The sequence below is a fragment of the Bacteroides sp. MSSM.1001136sp1_RTP21357st2_D2_RTP21359_211015 genome (genome assembly GCF_040913205.1).
Classification (GTDB): domain Bacteria; phylum Bacteroidota; class Bacteroidia; order Bacteroidales; family Bacteroidaceae; genus Bacteroides; species Bacteroides ovatus.
On the sequence record NZ_JBDFVF010000033.1, the window covers coordinates 59,733 to 79,179 of the forward strand.

The following is a 19,447-nucleotide window of genomic DNA, read 5'->3' on the forward strand; positions in this document are numbered from 1 at the left end:
TTACAGCAATAGACGGGCACATAGATGTATTATTCTCCTCAAAAAAATAAAGAAAATAAAGTTGTTTTATTAGTAACTCTGAAGCGTTATAATAGAACGTGCCGGAATCTGAATAGTCTTTCCACTTTTCACTTTTTCTACCGGTAGCAAATTCTCCCCTTCTTTATCCGAAGTACGATAAACCTGCCATTGTGCATTCCCTACTTTTTCTTTATCAATAGAAAACTCTTTTTCTTCATTAGCATAGTTAATCACTACCATCACATACGTTCCGTCCACGTTTTTATAAGCAGAACACATCAATCCTTGCTGATCGGTGTCGCCATCAGGAATCAGAGCGCCTGTTTGATCGAAAGCCGAAACGGACAATCGGACTGCTCCCGGACGGATAAAACGACTATAATTACCTAAAGCCCACATCAGTTTGGAGTCTTCTACTCTGCCATCTAAGAAATTATTGTCCGTAGTATATTCGCGAATCAATCCATCTTTATAATCGCCGCCAATAGCACGCCACCACTGCCAGCTTTCAGCTCTGGCATACACAATATCGTGATGAATGATACGTGCCACATAGAGCGCTGTCTTCATCGTATGATCGAAACCATTTCCACCACCGATTTCTTCATCATTACCCATGATGCAAGTCTCCGTCTGCCAGAAACCAACTTGATGCTTATCTAATGTGTCCCGCAGTTGACAGCGAATATTACGCAATTCGCTTAACGGAGTTGTTGTCCAATAGCTATGACCGAGCATCAAACGGGGAACATTCGGAGTATCTCCCAAATATGTGTCCACACTATCCGGACAGAAGAAAGCCTGAATCTGATACCCCCGTTGCCAGTCCGTTTCGTGGGTACGGAACATACAACGATAATCGGAAGACTCATTAACCAAAATCTGTGTATCCATGTCCCGGTCTACAAACTCTTTGCTTAACAGACGAACCGTGCGGGCCACTTCCCTGTTTGTTGCCGGACAGCCTTCCTGCTTCGGACCGACCCAGTTCCAGTGTCCATCCGGTTCATTGAAAGGACAGATATAGTTGAACTTGATGCCATCATGTTCTTCTACGCCTTGTACTACATCTGCCAGAAAACGAGCGTACTTTTCATAACAATCCGGTTTCAGGTTCGCTGTCCCTCCACGTCCGGTGTTTGTTGCCAATCCGTTCTGCGTATAATATACGGGAGGCGAATTCAGAAAAGCCAGAAATTTGTTGACTCCCCGTTCTTTGGCCAATTTCAGAAAGTTGCGTTGACCTTGTTGCTTGTTCCAGTCGTATGTTCCGTCGGGATTCAGGAAACACTCGGCACGCATCCAGGGGGAAGCAATCTGACTGTTCTCTCCTTGTTCCGTACTACCTGCTCCAACGTTAAAACGCCAAAGTGATAAGCCGATACCTTTCGGCTGTCCGTTGGCGTTATTCTCCGTGCTGAACAGCCAGTCGGCTATTTGGTTTTGTTTCTCCTGCGGCCAAAGCCCGATGAATTGCATACTCCAGGCATCGGAAGCACTGAAGTATGCCATCGTCTGACAGGGGTGGTCTGTTTCTATCTGATAACGTATTTCGGGGGCAGGTTGGGAACATCCACCTGCCACACCGGCTATTGAGAAGAAGCCTAAAGCGGCTAAAATCTTTTTACCTTTCATACTATTCTTCTAAAATCTTTAATTATTCAAATCACACAATACAACCCTAAAAACATCCAAACAATCCATTGAAATCCGAAAAGATACAACTAACGGGTGGGTATTACTTGTTTAATGCTCCCATCTTCATTAAATTCCATACGATCTATGCATACTTCACGATGAACACCGGGATCACTCTTCAGATAATTCTTATTAATGCGATGATAAACAATATACCACTTATCAGTACCGGGAACTTGCAAGATGGAATTATGAGCAGGGCCATATATTTCCTTTTCCGGGTTTTGGATCAATACGACAGGGGTCTTAGCTACTTTGATCGGTCCCAAAGGTGATGTCGAAGTGCCATAAGCTACATGATAATTAGGAGAGCCGGTATCGTCTACCGACCACATGAAATAGTAAAGCCCGTTACGATAAAACACATAAGCAGCCTCACGATACGCATAATCCTGTAGCGTTCCTCCTTCGGGAGTCATCACCGTGATAGTCTCTTTCTTAATTGAAATCATATCATCATTGAGCTCTGCACCTGCCATATAACCGTTTCCCCAATACAAATATGACTTCCCCGAAGCCGAATCGGTGAATACATCCACATCAATCTGTTGCCCGTGTCCTGTAGGTGAATCTGTTATGATAGGATGTCCCAAGTCGACAAACGGTCCTGCAGGCGAATCACTTGTAGCCACTCCGATCTGTTTTCCTCCTCCTGTTTTAGGATTTCCACTGTAATAAAAGAAATATTTATGTTGATCTCCTACTAACTTTTCCTCTATACATGGTGCCCACGCATTACCATCCGCCCAAGGCACTTGGTCTGATTTTACATCCAGCATGACTCCTTCATCCTTCCAGTTCTTCAAGTCGACGGACGAAAAAACAGTAAAATACCAGCCGCCCCATCCAGGCTGACCGTCTGTGGTAGAATAAATGTAGTACTTCTTTGTCTTATTAGAATACAAGATTTCAGGATCGGCATGAAAACCCGGCAAGACGGGATTGTTCGGCAGTTCTCCGAGTTCTTCCGGCTTGCCCCATTCAGCTGTAAAATGCAACAGTTCATCACGGGTAACAGATTTCTCCCGAACGATATTTTGTCGAGAGAAAATCGGTAACACCGCGACTATCATCACTAAGCTAATCATCAATATGGCTTGTTTCATGATTTTTCTCATTATCATATTTTTGTAATTCGTAAACTTCATCAGGATAAGGATATCTCCCAATGAGAGATATAGAAAACATAAGAGAAAGTATCTACTTTTTTCGAGATGCTTTCTCTTATCATTTATGCTTCTTTATATGAGTTATCTAATCATCACTTTCACGGGAAGTGAATAAACGAACTCACTGTTAGAAGACTGTGCGGCACGTACCCCTACCCGAGCGAATACATACTCCTCGCCCGCCAAGCTTCCAAGATCCGCCTCCAAGGTCATCTCCTCCCCAAAAGATATCACCGGATTACTAAGAGTCTTGTTAGCTTCCTTCTTATTGTAATCTGTCAGTATTGATTTACCAAGACAAAGAGTAAGCCTACTCACATTGGCAGATTCCACGACTTTATCAACTTTAAATGTAGCTTTCACCTTACCGTCGTAATACTGAAAGGACGCATCCCTTATCGTAAAATAAGGAGTGACCGGTACATCTACCACCGTATTTCCTCTCACTGTAATATACACCGTATCCGCAGGCTGGTCTACCCAGGGACCACCGGCACGACGCGTCAGCTTATACTCCCCGTCAAACAATGTGGCAGAAAAAGTTCCATCGTATGCAATGTTAAGTGTAATACCTGACTTATTCGCATACCCATCCTGCCAAAGAATAAAACCTGTACCATCTGTTTTTACGGGCAAAGCCTGTCCATTATACACCACTCTGCCTGATAGAACAGAAGTCGGTTCATCATAATTGTCGTACGAGCATCCTGAAAGCATCAAAAGACAACATACTATTATTAAAGATAATCTATTTTTCATTGTTCTGATATTTAATTATGGAACGGATTCTTTACTATTTTAGGATTATTATCCAATACATCCTGCGCGATTGAAGCATAATAGTTTTTCATTTGAAAATACCTGGCCTTCTTGAAGCGGGTAGGATTCATTTTCTCAAAGATAAATTTACCATTATCCTCATGTCCCGGTCTGACAACCCGATAAGGGTAAAGACCGCGAACCATTGTGTCATCACTTTCAATCCCATTCCATACTTGATCCGCAAGTCTCCATCTTTTGAGATCAAAGTAACGATGATCCTCGAAAGCCAGCTCTACCCTGCGTTCTTTACGTAGTATCTCCATAGTCAATGTACTAATGCTATTTTCCGGGAAACCTGCACGTTCACGCAATTCATTAACATAGAACTCCGGATTTGCTTTTTTCAATTCTAAAGCCGCTTCCGCCGCATTCAGATAAATCTCACCCAGGCGGAACCACGGCCACCAGTTATCCGCAGACACACCACGCGCACTGGCTCCCGCCCCTTCACTTACGAACTTACGGATATAAAAGCCTGTGTTACTTACGTCAGGAGTGTTATCTTTCGGGCCATCCAATCCTGTCCAAACTCCTCCATCATCATAGTTGCTCCCCAATTGAGGATTCACACTTAATTCATAATGACCGTCTCTCCATATAGCGACTCCTGCTTGAATTTCCACAGGAGTCCCTCTGAAAGTAGTACCCGGATAAACCACAGTACCATATAACCGTGCATCTTTTCCTTTAAAAATATCAGAAGCTTTATCGTATACAATATAGTTGTTGTTTTGATCCTTATACTTTAATGTTCCTTTTGAACCATCCAAATAATCGAAACTTTCCACCAAGCCCAATGAAGGGGAAATTGTTGAAGAACTTTCGTTATCTTCCGTCAAATGCCTTACAATGTTATCATAAGCAAAACGATGGACTTTTAAAGAAGCGATATAGTCTTTGGCAAAAATAATTTCCTTATTACCGTCTTTTACCATCAACATATCATAAAAGTTCTTTCCCTTGTCCGAATCCTTATTATACAGCTCATAAGGACCATGCTTGATGATTTCTTCCGAAGCATCAAGAGATTTCTGGTAATAGGCATCGGCCATACTAGCCGGTATGCCAACTTCTCCCCCTTCTGTTGCAATAGGAACAGACATTAAGTTATTATATTTTGCAATAGATGCCGCATATAACATCGCGCGACTCTGCAAGGCATAAGCCGTATATGTATTCGCTCTTGTCTGACTTTCATTATTCCCCGCAAGTTGATCCTTAATCTGCTGTATCTCATTGTAAATGAAATCATATATCTCATGCTCTTTAGCACGAGGCGTTTGCAAATAGGTCGGATCACCACTAAAATCATATTCCAGAACATTAGTGATTAAAGGAACACCGCCCATACGTTTCACCATCTCGAAATAAACATACGCTCTTAAAAATCTGAACTCTGCGGTAAATAAAGTCTTCTGAGATTCCTCCAGTTCCGTACTGAATTTAGCAATCTTCTCAATAGACATATTGATATCACGAATCAAACCATAATCCCAGTATCTGCCATAATCACTTCCATATTGAAGCTCATTTCTATAGTTCTGGTCCATTGTACCCGTATACATAGCATCGTCAATCTCCGTCATACCACCCGTATTAAAATCGCCATGCATTTGCGGTAACCTGTTATAAATATTAGCCAACTGCGATAATACTAACTTAGGATCATTCCATACCTGCCCATCGGTAAGTATCGTTTTCGGTTCTCTTTCAAACCAACTGTCGCCACAGCTTGTCAATGAGGAGCCACAAATGACTCCTAATAAAAATAACTTGATATATCTTGCTTTCATAATTCGTATCAATTTAATATGTAACATTAAAGCCTATAAGGAAAGTTCTCTGCTGTGGATAAACAACAGCGGCATTCGCCGAAATCTCCGGGTCAATTCCAAATTGATGCACATTGTCGAATGAACATAAATTGGAGCAGTTGGCATAAATACGTATTTTCTCCGCTTTTATCTTTCCTATAATGCTCTTCGGCAAACTATACCCCAACTCCAGATTCTTTATGCGCAAATAACGTACATTATGAAGCCAGAAATCACTATTCCTATTATTAGAAGCAGTTGTCCCTTTACGGATAGCCGGATAATACCCGGGAATCCACTCACTATTCGGATCATACGGATCTGCCCTATGCCATCTGTCTTCCAACAGATATTCCGGAGAATTTCCGTTTCCATGATACGGATTTCTCAATTCATAATCCTGATACCATCCCTGCATGGCACCACCCGCAAAATCGATGTTCAAATCAATACCCTTCCATTCAAGACCGATTGTCCCGCCAAACGACAACATTGGAGACCATCCTTGAGGATATCCGATCGGACGCTCGTCCAAATCCGTTATCCGGCCGTCACCATTCACATCTTTATAAATGAAATCTCCGGGAAGCAATGTACGATTACGGTCTCCGTCTATATCTACCGGATAATTTTTAATTTCATCTTCACTCTGGAAACGCCCAATCACTTGGTATCCCCACCAAACTCCACCCCATCGATCTTCTGAGGAGTTACGATATTGATCCCATGAATTTCCATAACGTGGTTTATAACGTGATACCATCTTATATCTTGAATAAGTGGCATTTGCACTAACCGTATAGTTCAGTTCCCCAATTTTATCACTCCAAGTAACAATACCTTCCGCACCGACATAAGCATCTTTATTTAGATTCTCGTTCGGTAACGAATAACCTACTTCACTGGGAAGTTTTACATCATAGCGACCGGCAGGTATACCACTGATACTCTTCTTGAAAGCGTCGAATGTCGCAGTCAATCTATTATCAAACAAAGCAATATCAATACCGATATTTGCACTTGTATTCTTCACCCATGAAAGATTACGTATAGGCAATCCTCTTTGATTGAGACCTGTTACAAGCTCCCCATCCAACACCGCACTCCCTTGATTCCAATTGTATCCGTCCATATAACCGAACATAGATACACCGGATTCACTACCGGTTTGACCAATAGAAGCTCTAATCTTCAAATCATTAACCACACCCTTCAAATTTTTGAAGAATGGTTCTTCTGAAATTCGCCACCCAATTGAAGCACCGGGAAAGAAGCCCCATCTTTTACCTGCCGCATAAAGATAAGATCCGTCATAACGCCCCAGCAACTCCACCAAATATTTATTCTGATAATTGTAATTAATACGACCAATCCATCCGGCCCTAGCCTCGTATGACCAATCATCATTAAAATCATTCAACAAACTTTTCTGTAGTAACGGCAAGTAATTGTTAGTCGGACTAGTTCCCTGCGACTGATAGTCCTTCTCATAATCTGAAGCTTCATAAGCAACAACAGCCGAAATATAATGTTCACCTAACTGTTTAGCATAATTTAGCTGTAACTGCATATACCTTGCTGCCACATCTCTTTCGGTCTGATATCTCCAACGAGAATCTGTCCCCCCCGTTCTTTTATACTCATCTGTAGTCTTATTATAAGTATATGCATCATACGAATACTGGAAACCATCAAATTTACTATTCGTATAATTGTAAGAAAATGTTGCTTTCGCCGTTAATCCAAAGCTAAAATCATACTGGGCATACGCATTAATATTAGCATTACGTGTCAGGTTATCTTTATAACCAGCAATATCCCTCCGGTAAAGCGCAGGATTATAAGGGATTTCATGTGTATGATTAATATATTTAGGATTATCATTGGCATAAGGACTCTCTGTAGGCCACATTTTAAACATCCCCAGAATGGCAGAGAAATAACCGTCACCTCCGGGAAGTCCTACATCTTCACTTTTCTCATATTTGCCGCTAATCTGTGTGCCTATAGTCAGATTCTTTAAAATCTTGGTCTCTACATTGGCTTGAATATTAGTTCTCTTGTAAGAGAAGTCTTTCATTAAAGCATCCTGACTTGTCTGGGATACGGAAATATAGTGATTTGTTTTATCAGTTCCTCCTGTAACATTAGCGTTAATATGCCATTGAGGTACATTTTTTCTCATGACAATATCATAATAATCATAACTTTTATAGCCCGGTTCCGTTCCTGCCATCCATTTGTCCAGTTCCTCACGAGTGTATAAAGCACTCGGATCACGTCCATTATTCTGTTCTGATTCTACCAGACCTCTGACATACTGCCCGGCATTAGCCATTTTCGGGAAACGGGTTAAATTCTGCCATCCATAATATCCATTCACATTTACCTTATTCTTTTCTCCCTTATTTCCTTTTTTAGTAGTGACCAAGACTACGCCATTTGACGCACGGAGACCATAAATAGAGGCGGAAGCGTCTTTCAATATTGAAATACTCTCAATATCTTCCAGATTCAAAGAATTAAAAACATCATTACCGGATACGTTCGAACTCTGCACCCAATCCGAACCGGTTTGTCCACCATAAGGAATACCGTCAATAACAAATAAAGGGTTTCCCATATTACGTACCTCTATGTTGATACCCTTGCCTGGACGCGCGTCCATTGCTCTAGTAGACACACCTTGTATCTTTCCAGATAAAGCACCGGCTGTGGATGTCGAAGCAGAACGAGATAGCGATTCAGATTTAACACTACTAATTGCTCCCGTAACATTACGCTTAGATTGCGTACCATATCCGACAACAATTACTTCCTCTAAAGCTTGAGAGTCTTCTATTAAACGAATCTTAAGTTCCGATTGTCCATTAGCCGCTACCTCTTTAGTTTTATAGCCCAAGAAAGAAACCTTTAATATACAACTCTTATTCTCGGTTGAGAGTGAGAATTTACCATCAATGTCTGTAATAGTACCGATAGTAGTACCTTTTATCACAACATTTGCCCCTATAATGGGCTCACCTTGGGGATCCGTGACATACCCCGTGATTCGACTTTGTGCAAATGCCACCATAGAAATGAATAGCAAAACGCTGGTTAACAAAAATTTTCGATACATCATAATCTCAGATTTTAAAGTTTTAACTAATCTCATTTTTTCAAACGCATACAAATATATCCAAACAATAACTAAAATTAGATTAATAATCATTCATGCAGCCTACACAAATCGTGCAATGAATGATTTATATACCACAAATACAATAATTATTTCTATTTTTGAGATAAATATAAAAACAGCCTTTGGTCATGAAGCAGAAAAAACTCTTCCTACTATTCATTATGCTATTGTCTTGCTCTAACCGGATGACAGCGCAAGTACCTCCTTATATCGTTCAAGAAATCGGAATCGAACAAGGACTGTCCAATAATTATGTAGTCAACATTACACAAGATAAAAAGGGGTTTCTATGGTTTGCCACGGAAGAAGGATTAAATAAGTTTGATGGAACCAGATTTACCACATACTATAAAAACACCCCATCAAAAAACTCTCAAAGCATAACCGGTAATGAATTAAACATAGTATGCGCTGACCCCAGACGTCCGATTGTTTGGATAGCTACTCAACGGGAAGGACTGAACGCTTATAATTATGAAACACAGAACTTTACCATTTATCAGCATAAGGAAGAAGACAGCTCTAGCTTGATCACCAATGACGTAACTTACATAACTCCATCAACACAATCAGATGATGGATTATGGGTCTGTACTTATTATCGAGGTATTGACTATTTGAATATAACCACCGGAGAATTCACACATTATAATAAACATACAATACCCGCTTTACCTTCTGAACAAACATGGACTATCATGGAAGAAGGAAATAATACATTATATATTGGGCATGTTGACAACGGCTTGAGCATTCTCTCCCTGAAAGATAAATCCGTCAAACACTTTATACACAACCCGCAAGACCCACACAGTTTACCAGGGAACGATGTACGCTGCATCTATAAAGATACAAATGAGAATATATGGATTGGTACGAATAAAGGCTTGGCTTTGTTCAATCCAAACACAAACTCATTTACAAACTTTCACATGAATCCCGGCAATTCCCAAGGGGCCTTATCCAGTTATATTTTCTCCATTAAACAATTTAAAGATAACAAACTCTGGATTGCGACTGAATTGAACGGTATTATGATCCTGGATTTACGGCAAAATCAATTCCTTCTGCCGGAACAGATACATTTTGAATCTATCCGGGAAGGTGATGACAATTACAGTTTATCAAACGCCAGCATTCGATATGTCTTTCAAGATTCATTCAATAATATATGGATTGGTACCTGGGGAGGAGGAATTAATTTTATCAGCAGCCGTCCCCCTTCATTCAATACATGGAACTACTCATCCATCCAAACTAACGAAAGAGCTTTAAATAACAAGGTAGTATGCAGTATTTGTAGCGACATGCAAGGAAAACTGTGGATAGGGACTGACGGAGGAGGAATTAATGTTTTTGAAAATGGGAAACGAACAGCCATTTATAATAAGGAGAATGGAAAACTCATGTCCAATTCAGTACTATGCTCCTTGAAAGACTCTGAGAACAATTTATGGTTCGGCACTTATTTAGGGAACATAAGTCATTATAATAAGCAATCAGGAGAATTCAAAACCATCGAACTTGAAAAAGGTAAATTATTAGATATCAGAACCTTTTATGAAGACCAGGAGAAAAATATTTGGATAGGTACACACAAAGGAATTTACGTTTTCAGTCTTTCCAAGAAGAAAGTTGTCAAGCATTACAATACTCTCAATTGCCAACTACCTGAGAATTTAGTGCGTAGCATCGCACAAGATGACAAAGGACGTTTCTGGATAGGGACATTCGGAGGAGGAATCGGCGTATATACTCCTCAAATGCAATTAATCAAGAAGTTTAATCAGTACGAGGGTTTCTGCTCAAATACCATCAACTCAATATATTTAAGTAAAAGCAAACAGGTTTGGGTTGCTACAGGAGAAGGGTTAGTCTGTTTTCCTACATCCGACTCTTTTGACTACCAAATATTCCAAAGAGAAGAAGGTTTGCCTAACACACATATAAGAGCAATCACAGAAGATGAAAACAGCAATATATGGGTTAGTACAAATACAGGAATTAGCTGCTACATTATAGCACAAAAGCGTTTCTACAATTATGATCATTTCAATAACATTCCACAAGGAAACTTCATGAGCGGATGCGTTACTAAAAACAATGATGGAGTTATTTATTTTGGTTCTATCAATGGACTATGTTTCTTTACTCCCGATATTGCAATGAGTAAACTCGAAACTCCACCGGTAGTCATTACCGAGATGAAAATATTCGAACGGTTAGAGACAACCAAGAATAATGAAATATTTATTCCCATATTAGAAAAAGGGGAGGTTGAGCTTACACATACCCAAAGCAGCTTTAGCTTGACATTCAATATACAAGATTACTCTCTCGTTAACCAAGTGGAATACACTTATATGTTGAAGGGACTCGATAAATTATGGTATGTCGTTAACGAAAACAACAGTGTCACTTTCCGAAATATCCCGCCGGGTAAATATGAGTTCCTCATCAAAGCACGGGTACACAATCAGGAATGGCCGGAAGAAGCGACTTCACTTACCATCCGTGTCAATCCCCCTCTTTGGCTGACGTGGTGGGCAAAGCTTATCTATATTTTAGTATCTATCAGCATCATTTATCTTATCTTGCATGCATATAAAAAGAAGCTGGATTTGGAAAGCCTCTACACTTTGGAAAAGAAAAACCATGAGCAAGAACAGGAATTGAACCAGGAACGTCTGCGGTTCTACACCAATATCACCCATGAACTACGTACACCGTTGACCTTAATCCTTGGTCCCTTGGAAGATATGCAAAAAGAAACCTCACTTCCGGCAAAACAAGCCCAGAAGTTATCTGTCATCCATCAGAGTGCACTACGGTTGCTCAACTTGATTAATCAAATACTGGAATTCCGGAAGACAGAGACACAAAACAAGAAATTGTGTGTCAGCAAAGGCAATATCGCTCCTCTGATCTATGAGATAGGGCTTAAATACAAAGAACTAAATCAAAAGACCAAGATTGATTTCCAGATTCAAATAGAAAAAGAAGAAATGTTTCTTTTCTTCGATAAGGAAATCATTACCATTGTTTTAGATAATCTTATTTCCAACGCAATCAAATATACGGAACAGGGACGCGTCACTCTAAGTTTGTATCAAACGATGCGCAATGAAGTTGCTTATACGGAGATAAAAGTCAGTGACACGGGATATGGAATTTCTGCTGAAGCCCTGCCACATATTTTTGACCGTTATTATCAGGAAAGCGGCAAGCATCAGGCATCCGGAACAGGCATTGGCCTGGCCCTAGTGAAGAATCTGGTCACCCTGCATGAAGGAGAAATCCGGGCAGAAAGTATGCAAAACGAAGGAAGTACTTTCTATATCAGCCTATTGACGGATAATATCTATCCCAATGCCTTACACGCAGATTCTACAGAACCGATTCAAGAAGATACGAATCAGGAAGCAAGCCTTGAATATCCACAAGAAACCACACTGGATACCGGTAAACCGATCCTGTTGATTGTAGAAGACAATGAAGAGATACAGAAATATATCGCCGAGTCCTTTGCCGATTCGTTCGAAGTACTCACCGCCTACAATGGAGAAGAAGGGAAGCAACAAGCTCTTAGCCGCATCCCGGATATTGTAGTCAGCGATATTATGATGCCTGTCATGGACGGTATCACTCTATGTCGCCAATTAAAAGAGGATGTACAAACCAGTCATATTCCTGTCATCCTATTGACAGCCAAGGATTCTCTGCAAGACAAAGAAGAAGGATATGAGGTAGGAGCCGATTCTTATCTGACAAAGCCTTTCAGTGCTTCTCTACTGCGCAGCCGTATCAACAATCTGCTGGAATCAAGAAAGAAACTGATAGCTCAATTCCAGACACAATCCGTTCCGGACAATCAGGCAGATTTAAAAGAAAAACGTATCGTAATCGCCGAAGCTCTAAGCAAGCTGGATAATGAATTTATTGAAAAAATCACCCTTTTAATCGAAGAAAACCTCTCTTCGGAGAAGATTGATATTACCTATCTTTCAGACAAGATGTGTATGAGCGGTTCCACCCTCTACCGGAAAATGAAAGCACTGACAGGATTATCGACCAACGAATATATCCGGAAAGTGAAAATGCAAAATGCAGAACGTTTATTGCTTGAAGGGAAGTTCAACATCTCTGAAATCGCCTATAAAGTAGGAATGAACAGTACGGGGTATTTCCGTCAATGCTTTAAAGAGGAATTTGGCGTCTCGCCTTCGGATTACCTGAAGCAGATCATACAATCATAAAAAGGGAGAGAGCCATTTACACTTAATACGTTTTGAGAAACAAATTTTGCTCCTGCCGAAAAAGAAGAGGGTAAAGTCATAATGCCTAAATTAAAAGGAAAGAGTCCGGTGCTAACACCGAACTCTTTATCTATCTTGCTAATTTATAAACCGTCCAACTTTTTTGGGGCCACTTCAAACGATGCGGCAGGGGTATTTCTCTAAAGAAAAACGTTTTAACACATTCTTTATAAATCTGATTTATAATAAAGGAGGGGAGGAACCTATTAAAACAGAGCCTGTTAAACAGCATCTACAAAAAGAAAACATTACAAGCAGTAGTCGTGCGAACTAAGTCATTCCCTCAATTCTTCAGTCATTGTCTTTAGTAATGACCTGCTATCACTTAACGGCAAATCCGTAGCTAAATCCCAACTCATCATACCTTTCAGCTTCTGTTCTTTTGCATAACGGGTTTTGATACGAATGTTATCCTGACCGTCAAACACATAAGTATCTCCCTGATAGATCACTTCATTCTGTGCAGGACTCGTAACCAATCCATTCTGTACAAAATTGAAATAAGCCTCTGTCTTCTTTGAATTATCTTTGGTCACCCCATAAAAAGGAACTCCTGCCACCAGTTTTTCCTTCGGAATACCATACTCCAATACCATCTGTATATCCGAACAATATTTCTCTATCGGAAAACGAACCGGTGAAGGACCATAGCACTGAAGTGAAATAAAATCAACAGCTTCAATAGCTTCCTTACTAATCTTATAACAAACAGGATGCAGAGATACACTGAAAAGATACTTGTTTCCCAACACTTCCCGCATCTTCAGGATAGCCAAACTATAATCTTTATATTCTTTCTCATTTTCTGCCCACTCAAAATCAAGATCAATGCCATCCAGTTTATTCTTTTCCAGTACAGTCTTTATGTTCTTTGCAAACGTCGTACGAGCGGCCTCATCGGCCACCATCGCTTTCCATTCGCCACTGGAAGCTCCCAAACGTATTTTCACTTTTGTACCTTTTACTTTTGCACGAACCGATTTAATCAAACCTTCCCAAGTGGTCACCCCTTTTCCCTGAAATGCACGTGGATTCTCAAATGACAATGATCCGTCTTTATTAGGATGAACATTCAAGAAAATAAGGTCGTCACTTGCCCGCAAGCTTTCTGTAGAGATACGATCACGATTGTAAAAATTACCCCGCACATAAGAACTGACCATATAGTCTTGCTGTGCAAACAATGATAATCCAACAAACAAAAAAAAGAAGAATACAATTTTTCTTAGCATTAGCATAATGATTGATAATTAAAACGTTTAGATTGCAAAAATACGCATATCAAAGGGAAACAGATGTTCAAAAACAACTATAATACTTCCAAAAATCAACATAAAGTTTTCTATTCAGAAATTTACAACAGATAAATATTGAATTCTCTAACATCATCCAAAGGGATAAGAATAATATTTGCAGGTTTCTACTAAAACATAAATAAAAGAAAGAGTTCCATTTTCCGCAAAAAAAGCCTATCTTTGTTCCGTTAAGATAATAAATCACGCATAAAACTCATGCCAAGAGATTCATTTTGCATACAATATACCAACTGTACGGGATGTCCAAAAAATGTTGAGAATATCCTTGTATATAGAAACTTACCTAAAGGAGAGCATATCCCCAAGGATAAGTGTACGCAGAATTGTATGCTTTTTATGATAAAGGGCGAATTACTTATCAATAGCGAAGAGCATCCCGGAATAACGTTACGCGAGAGACAAATTGTTTTGCAAGCTATTGGCTCCAAGGTCGAAATACTGGCACTGACAGATGTTGAATACGTTGTCTACTGGTTCAACGAACTGCCTTTGCTTTGCGAAGACCGATATAGGGAAATGATGGAACAGGCGGAAGCTCCTTTGACCTACACTCCACTGATTATGAGCGAAAGGCTTTACCACCTTGTCACCAGTATGCCCGAATTCCTCGCTGAGGAAAACCCTTGCAGCAAGTATATCGACTTAAAATGCAAAGAACTGGTTTTCTTGATTACCAACTTCTATCCGCTGCCCCAACTGAGTTCATTCTTCTATCCGATCAGCACTTATACGGAAAGTTTCCACTATTTCGTCATGCAGAATTACAGCAACGTGAAGAACGTGGAAGAATTTGCGCATCTGGGAGGATATACGACCACTACTTTCCGCCGCCTTTTCAAAAACCTCTATGGTGTGCCCGTATACGAATGGATACTGGAAAAGAAACGGGAAGGAATCCTGGAAGACCTGCAGCACACCAAAATGCGAATCACTGAAATCTGTAACAGATACGGATTCGACTCCCTGTCTCATTTCGCCCACTTTTGTAAAGACTCTTTCGGAGATACCCCACGCGCTTTACGCAAGAAAGCAGCCGGCGGTGAGAAAATCGGAAAAGTACAATAAACAGCCTCATTCTACTAATGTGCCAATCAGTTGCACCATGCGTACATACTGGCTGGCATATTGACACATTGGCGCATTGATCCATTATTAAAGAATTATTTCTTTAATTCCTTGCTCAATCAATCTATTTCCCCTATTTTTGCAGTCTGTAAGAGGTGTAAAACGTCGAAATTTTAGTTCTAACAATTAAATAATTTAAATTCAATCATTTATGTGGTTAAGTAATTCATCTGTAGGAAGGAAAGTGGTGATGAGCGTTACCGGTATCGCCCTTGTCCTGTTTCTAACATTTCACATGGCGATGAACTTGGTTGCAATCATCTCGGCTGATGGTTACAACATGATTTGTGAGTTCCTGGGAGCAAACTGGTATGCGTTAGTGGCTACCGCAGGACTAGCCGCTCTTTTTGTGATTCACATCATCTACGCATTCTGGCTGACAATGCAGAATCGCAAAGCGCGTGGTAGCGAACGCTATGCAGTGGTTGACAAACCAAAAACTGTAGAATGGGCATCTCAAAACATGTTGGTGCTGGGTCTGATCGTTATCGTAGGTCTTGGTTTGCACCTCTTCAACTTCTGGGCAAAAATGCAGTTGCCGGAACTGATGCACAACATGGGCATGCACGCTGATACACTGACGCTGGCTTATGCCGCTAATGGTGCTTATCACATCCAGAAGACTTTCTCTAGCCCGGTTTACGTAGTTCTTTACCTCGTTTGGCTGTTTGCTTTGTGGTTCCACCTGACTCACGGTTTCTGGAGCTCTATGCAATCACTGGGATGGAACAACAAAGTATGGATCAATCGTTGGAAATGCATTTCTAACATTTATTCTACGATTGTTGTACTCGGTTTCGCACTGGTAGTAGTGGTATTCTTCGTGAAAACACTGATTTGTGGCGGTGCTTGCTAAATAGTAAATTGTAAATGATTAAATTGTAAATAATATTATGATCAAGATAGATTCAAAAATTCCAGAAGGCCCGGTGGCTGAGAAATGGACCAACTATAAAGCTCACCAGAAATTGGTGAACCCCGCTAATAAACGTCGTTTGGACATCATCGTTGTGGGTACGGGTCTGGCAGGTGCTTCTGCCGCTGCTTCACTTGGTGAAATGGGTTTCAGAGTATTCAATTTCTGTATTCAGGATTCTCCCCGTCGTGCACACTCTATCGCTGCACAGGGTGGTATCAATGCTGCAAAGAATTATCAAAATGACGGTGACTCCGTTTACCGTCTGTTCTACGATACTGTAAAAGGTGGTGACTATCGTGCCCGTGAAGCTAACGTATATCGTCTAGCTGAAGTGTCTAACGCTATCATCGACCAATGTGTAGCACAAGGTGTTCCTTTCGCTCGCGAATATGGTGGTACACTGGACAACCGTTCTTTCGGTGGTGCACAGGTATCCCGTACTTTCTACGCTAAAGGCCAGACTGGTCAGCAGTTGTTGCTGGGTGCTTACTCTGCATTGAGCCGTCAGGTAAACGTAGGTACTGTAAAACTGTACACTCGTTATGAAATGCAAGATGTGGTGATCGTTGACGGACGTGCTCGCGGTATCATCGCTAAAAATCTTGTAACAGGTGAACTGGAACGCTTCGCCGCTCACGCAGTAGTTATCGCTACCGGTGGTTATGGTAACGCTTACTTCTTGTCTACCAACGCTATGGGTTGTAACTGTACAGCTGCTATCTCTTGCTACCGCAAGGGTGCTGTATTCGCTAACCCTGCATACGTTCAGATTCACCCGACTTGTATCCCGGTACACGGTGACAAGCAGTCTAAACTGACTTTGATGTCTGAATCTCTCCGTAACGACGGTCGTATCTGGGTTCCGAAGAAAAAAGAAGATGCTGTGAAACTTCAGAAAGGCGAAATCAAAGGAAGTGATATTCCTGAAGAAGACCGCGACTATTACTTGGAACGCCGCTATCCGGCATTCGGTAACCTGGTTCCGCGTGACGTTGCCAGCCGTGCCGCTAAAGAACGTTGCGACGCAGGTTTCGGTGTAAACAACACAGGTTTGGCCGTATTCCTCGACTTCTCTGAAGCTATCAACCGTTTGGGTATCGACGTTGTTCTTCAACGTTATGGTAACCTCTTCGATATGTACGAAGAAATCACTGACGTTAATCCGGGCGAACTGGCTAAAGAAATCAGTGGTGTGAAATATTATAACCCGATGATGATTTATCCGGCTATCCACTATACAATGGGTGGTATCTGGGTAGACTACGAACTGCAAACCACTATCAAGGGTCTGTTCGCTATCGGTGAATGTAACTTCTCCGACCACGGTGCAAACCGCCTCGGTGCTTCTGCATTGATGCAAGGTTTGGCTGACGGTTACTTCGTATTGCCTTACACTATCCAGAACTATCTGGCAGATCAGATCACTGTTCCTCGTTTCTCTACCGATCTTCCTGAATTTGCTGAAGCTGAAAAAGCAGTTCAAGCTAAGATCGACAAGTTCATGAGCATCCAGGGTAAAGAATCTGTTGATTCTATCCACAAGAAACTGGGTCATGTCATGTGGGAATATGTAGGTATGGGACGTACGGCAGAAGGCCTGAAGAAAGGTATCGCCGAACTGAAAGAAATCCGCAAGGAATTCGAAACGAACTTGTTTATCCCCGGTTCTAAGGAAGGTATGAACGTAGAGCTTGACAAAGCAATCCGTCTGTACGACTTCATCACTATGGGTGAGCTTGTTGCTTACGACGCATTGAACCGTAACGAAAGTTGTGGTGGTCACTTCCGTGAAGAATACCAGACTGAAGAAGGAGAAGCAAAACGTGATGACGAAAACTTCTTCTATGTAGCATGCTGGGAATATCAAGGTGACGATGAAAAGGCTCCGGTATTGCACAAAGAACCGCTGGTATACGAAGCTATCAAGGTTCAGACTCGTAACTACAAGAGCTAATCGGTGAAGTTAAACATTTAAAAGAATTAGAAGAAAATGGATAAAAATATATCATTTACACTGAAGGTATGGCGCCAAGCTGGTCCGAAAGCTAAAGGTGCTTTTGAAACCTACCAAATGAAAGATATCCCCGGTGATACTTCCTTCCTCGAAATGCTGGATATTCTGAACGAACAGCTCATCAGCGAAAGAAAAGAACCGGTAGTATTCGATCATGACTGCCGCGAAGGTATCTGCGGTATGTGTTCTCTTTACATCAACGGACACCCGCACGGTCCTGCAACAGGTGCTACTACTTGCCAAATCTATATGCGTCGTTTCAACGATGGTGATACCATCACTGTTGAACCTTGGCGTTCGGCTGGTTTCCCTGTCATCAAAGACTTGATGGTAGACCGTACTGCATACGACAAGATTATGCAAGCTGGTGGTTATGTAAGCGTACGCACAGGTGCTCCGCAGGATGCTAACGCTATCCTGATCGCGAAACCTATCGCTGACGAAGCTATGGATGCTGCTTCTTGTATCGGTTGCGGTGCTTGTGTAGCTGCATGTAAGAATGGTTCTGCTATGTTGTTCGTTTCTGCAAAAGTTAGCCAGTTGAACTTGTTGCCGCAAGGTAAACCGGAAGCTTTGCGCCGTGCAAAAGCTATGTTGTCAAAGATGGATGAACTGGGATTCGGTAACTGTACAAACACTCGTGCTTGTGAAGCTGAATGTCCGAAAAATATTTCTATCAGCAACATCGCTCGCTTGAACCGCGACTTCATCATCGCAAAATTAAAAGACTAGAAATTGCTAGATTTCAATAGCGAGAGCTTAATTTGATTAATGACAGAATCCCCTGCCGGCTAGTCCGACAGGGGATTTCTTTATGTATGAGTAGATCACAATTATTATTAATACGGATCAGTAACATGAACTTTTAATTCATAAGTTTCACCGATTTCACCTTATAGCCAGAACTGTTATGAATGAGAGAATTACGGGTGAAAGCGAGGATTGAAATAAGGTAAAATCATTCGTTACCGCGTAAGCGTCTCCGCGATTCTATATAGTGTATTAAAATAAAAAGGCTAATGATCCCTTTTTAGTCATTAGCCTTTTCC

At 41.1% G+C, this 19,447-nt stretch carries 11 protein-coding genes; 5 read left to right on the top strand and 6 right to left on the bottom strand.

What is annotated here, in order from left to right:
- Positions 1-69 precede the first annotated feature (69 nt).
- From AB5217_RS19170 to AB5217_RS19190, 5 genes are all read right to left on the bottom strand, one after another.
- Positions 70-1,656 (bottom strand): glycoside hydrolase family 30 protein, encoded by a 1,587-nt coding sequence (locus AB5217_RS19170; protein WP_032844309.1) that lies wholly within the window; start codon positions 1,654-1,656, stop codon positions 70-72.
- 89 nt (positions 1,657-1,745) lie between these two features.
- Positions 1,746-2,825 (bottom strand): family 43 glycosylhydrolase, encoded by a 1,080-nt coding sequence (locus AB5217_RS19175; RefSeq protein WP_234115613.1) that lies wholly within the window; start codon positions 2,823-2,825, stop codon positions 1,746-1,748.
- Between the two features lie 144 nt (positions 2,826-2,969).
- Positions 2,970-3,647 (bottom strand): DUF3823 domain-containing protein, encoded by a 678-nt coding sequence (locus AB5217_RS19180; protein WP_032844308.1) that lies wholly within the window; start codon positions 3,645-3,647, stop codon positions 2,970-2,972.
- A gap of 11 nt (positions 3,648-3,658) precedes the next feature.
- A complete protein-coding gene (locus AB5217_RS19185; protein WP_032844317.1) occupies positions 3,659-5,503 on the bottom strand; it encodes a RagB/SusD family nutrient uptake outer membrane protein in 1,845 nt (614 codons plus the stop codon).
- 13 nt (positions 5,504-5,516) lie between these two features.
- Positions 5,517-8,645 carry a SusC/RagA family TonB-linked outer membrane protein gene (locus AB5217_RS19190; protein ID WP_373131563.1) on the bottom strand — a complete coding sequence of 1,043 codons (3,129 nt, stop codon included), beginning with the start codon at positions 8,643-8,645 and terminating at the stop codon, positions 5,517-5,519.
- Between the two features lie 191 nt (positions 8,646-8,836).
- On the opposite strand from AB5217_RS19190, the gene AB5217_RS19195 reads away from it, so the two are divergent.
- Positions 8,837-12,964, top strand: a complete 4,128-nt coding sequence (locus tag AB5217_RS19195) for a two-component regulator propeller domain-containing protein (protein WP_032844304.1) — start codon at positions 8,837-8,839, stop codon at positions 12,962-12,964.
- 335 nt (positions 12,965-13,299) lie between these two features.
- Here the strand turns inward: AB5217_RS19195 and AB5217_RS19200 are convergent, their stop codons facing one another.
- The gene (locus AB5217_RS19200) at positions 13,300-14,262 is read right to left on the bottom strand and encodes a glycoside hydrolase family 18 protein (protein ID WP_032844303.1); all 963 of its coding nucleotides are present in this window, start codon (positions 14,260-14,262) and stop codon (positions 13,300-13,302) included.
- Between the two features lie 273 nt (positions 14,263-14,535).
- On the opposite strand from AB5217_RS19200, the gene AB5217_RS19205 reads away from it, so the two are divergent.
- The 4 genes from AB5217_RS19205 to AB5217_RS19220 all read left to right on the top strand — a co-directional run bounded on the left by AB5217_RS19205 (position 14,536) and on the right by AB5217_RS19220 (position 19,130).
- Complete coding sequence (locus tag AB5217_RS19205) at positions 14,536-15,405, top strand: helix-turn-helix domain-containing protein (RefSeq protein WP_032844240.1); 870 nt, start codon at positions 14,536-14,538, stop codon at positions 15,403-15,405.
- Between the two features lie 211 nt (positions 15,406-15,616).
- Positions 15,617-16,321 (top strand): fumarate reductase, encoded by a 705-nt coding sequence (locus tag AB5217_RS19210; RefSeq protein WP_032844241.1) that lies wholly within the window; start codon positions 15,617-15,619, stop codon positions 16,319-16,321.
- Between the two features lie 37 nt (positions 16,322-16,358).
- Positions 16,359-18,338: a fumarate reductase/succinate dehydrogenase flavoprotein subunit gene (locus AB5217_RS19215; RefSeq protein WP_004298483.1), complete on the top strand. Its 1,980-nt coding sequence runs from the start codon at positions 16,359-16,361 to the stop codon at positions 18,336-18,338.
- A 36-nt stretch (positions 18,339-18,374) separates the two neighbouring features.
- A complete protein-coding gene (locus tag AB5217_RS19220; RefSeq protein ID WP_004298485.1) occupies positions 18,375-19,130 on the top strand; it encodes a succinate dehydrogenase/fumarate reductase iron-sulfur subunit in 756 nt (251 codons plus the stop codon).
- The last annotated feature ends 317 nt before the right edge of the window (positions 19,131-19,447 follow it).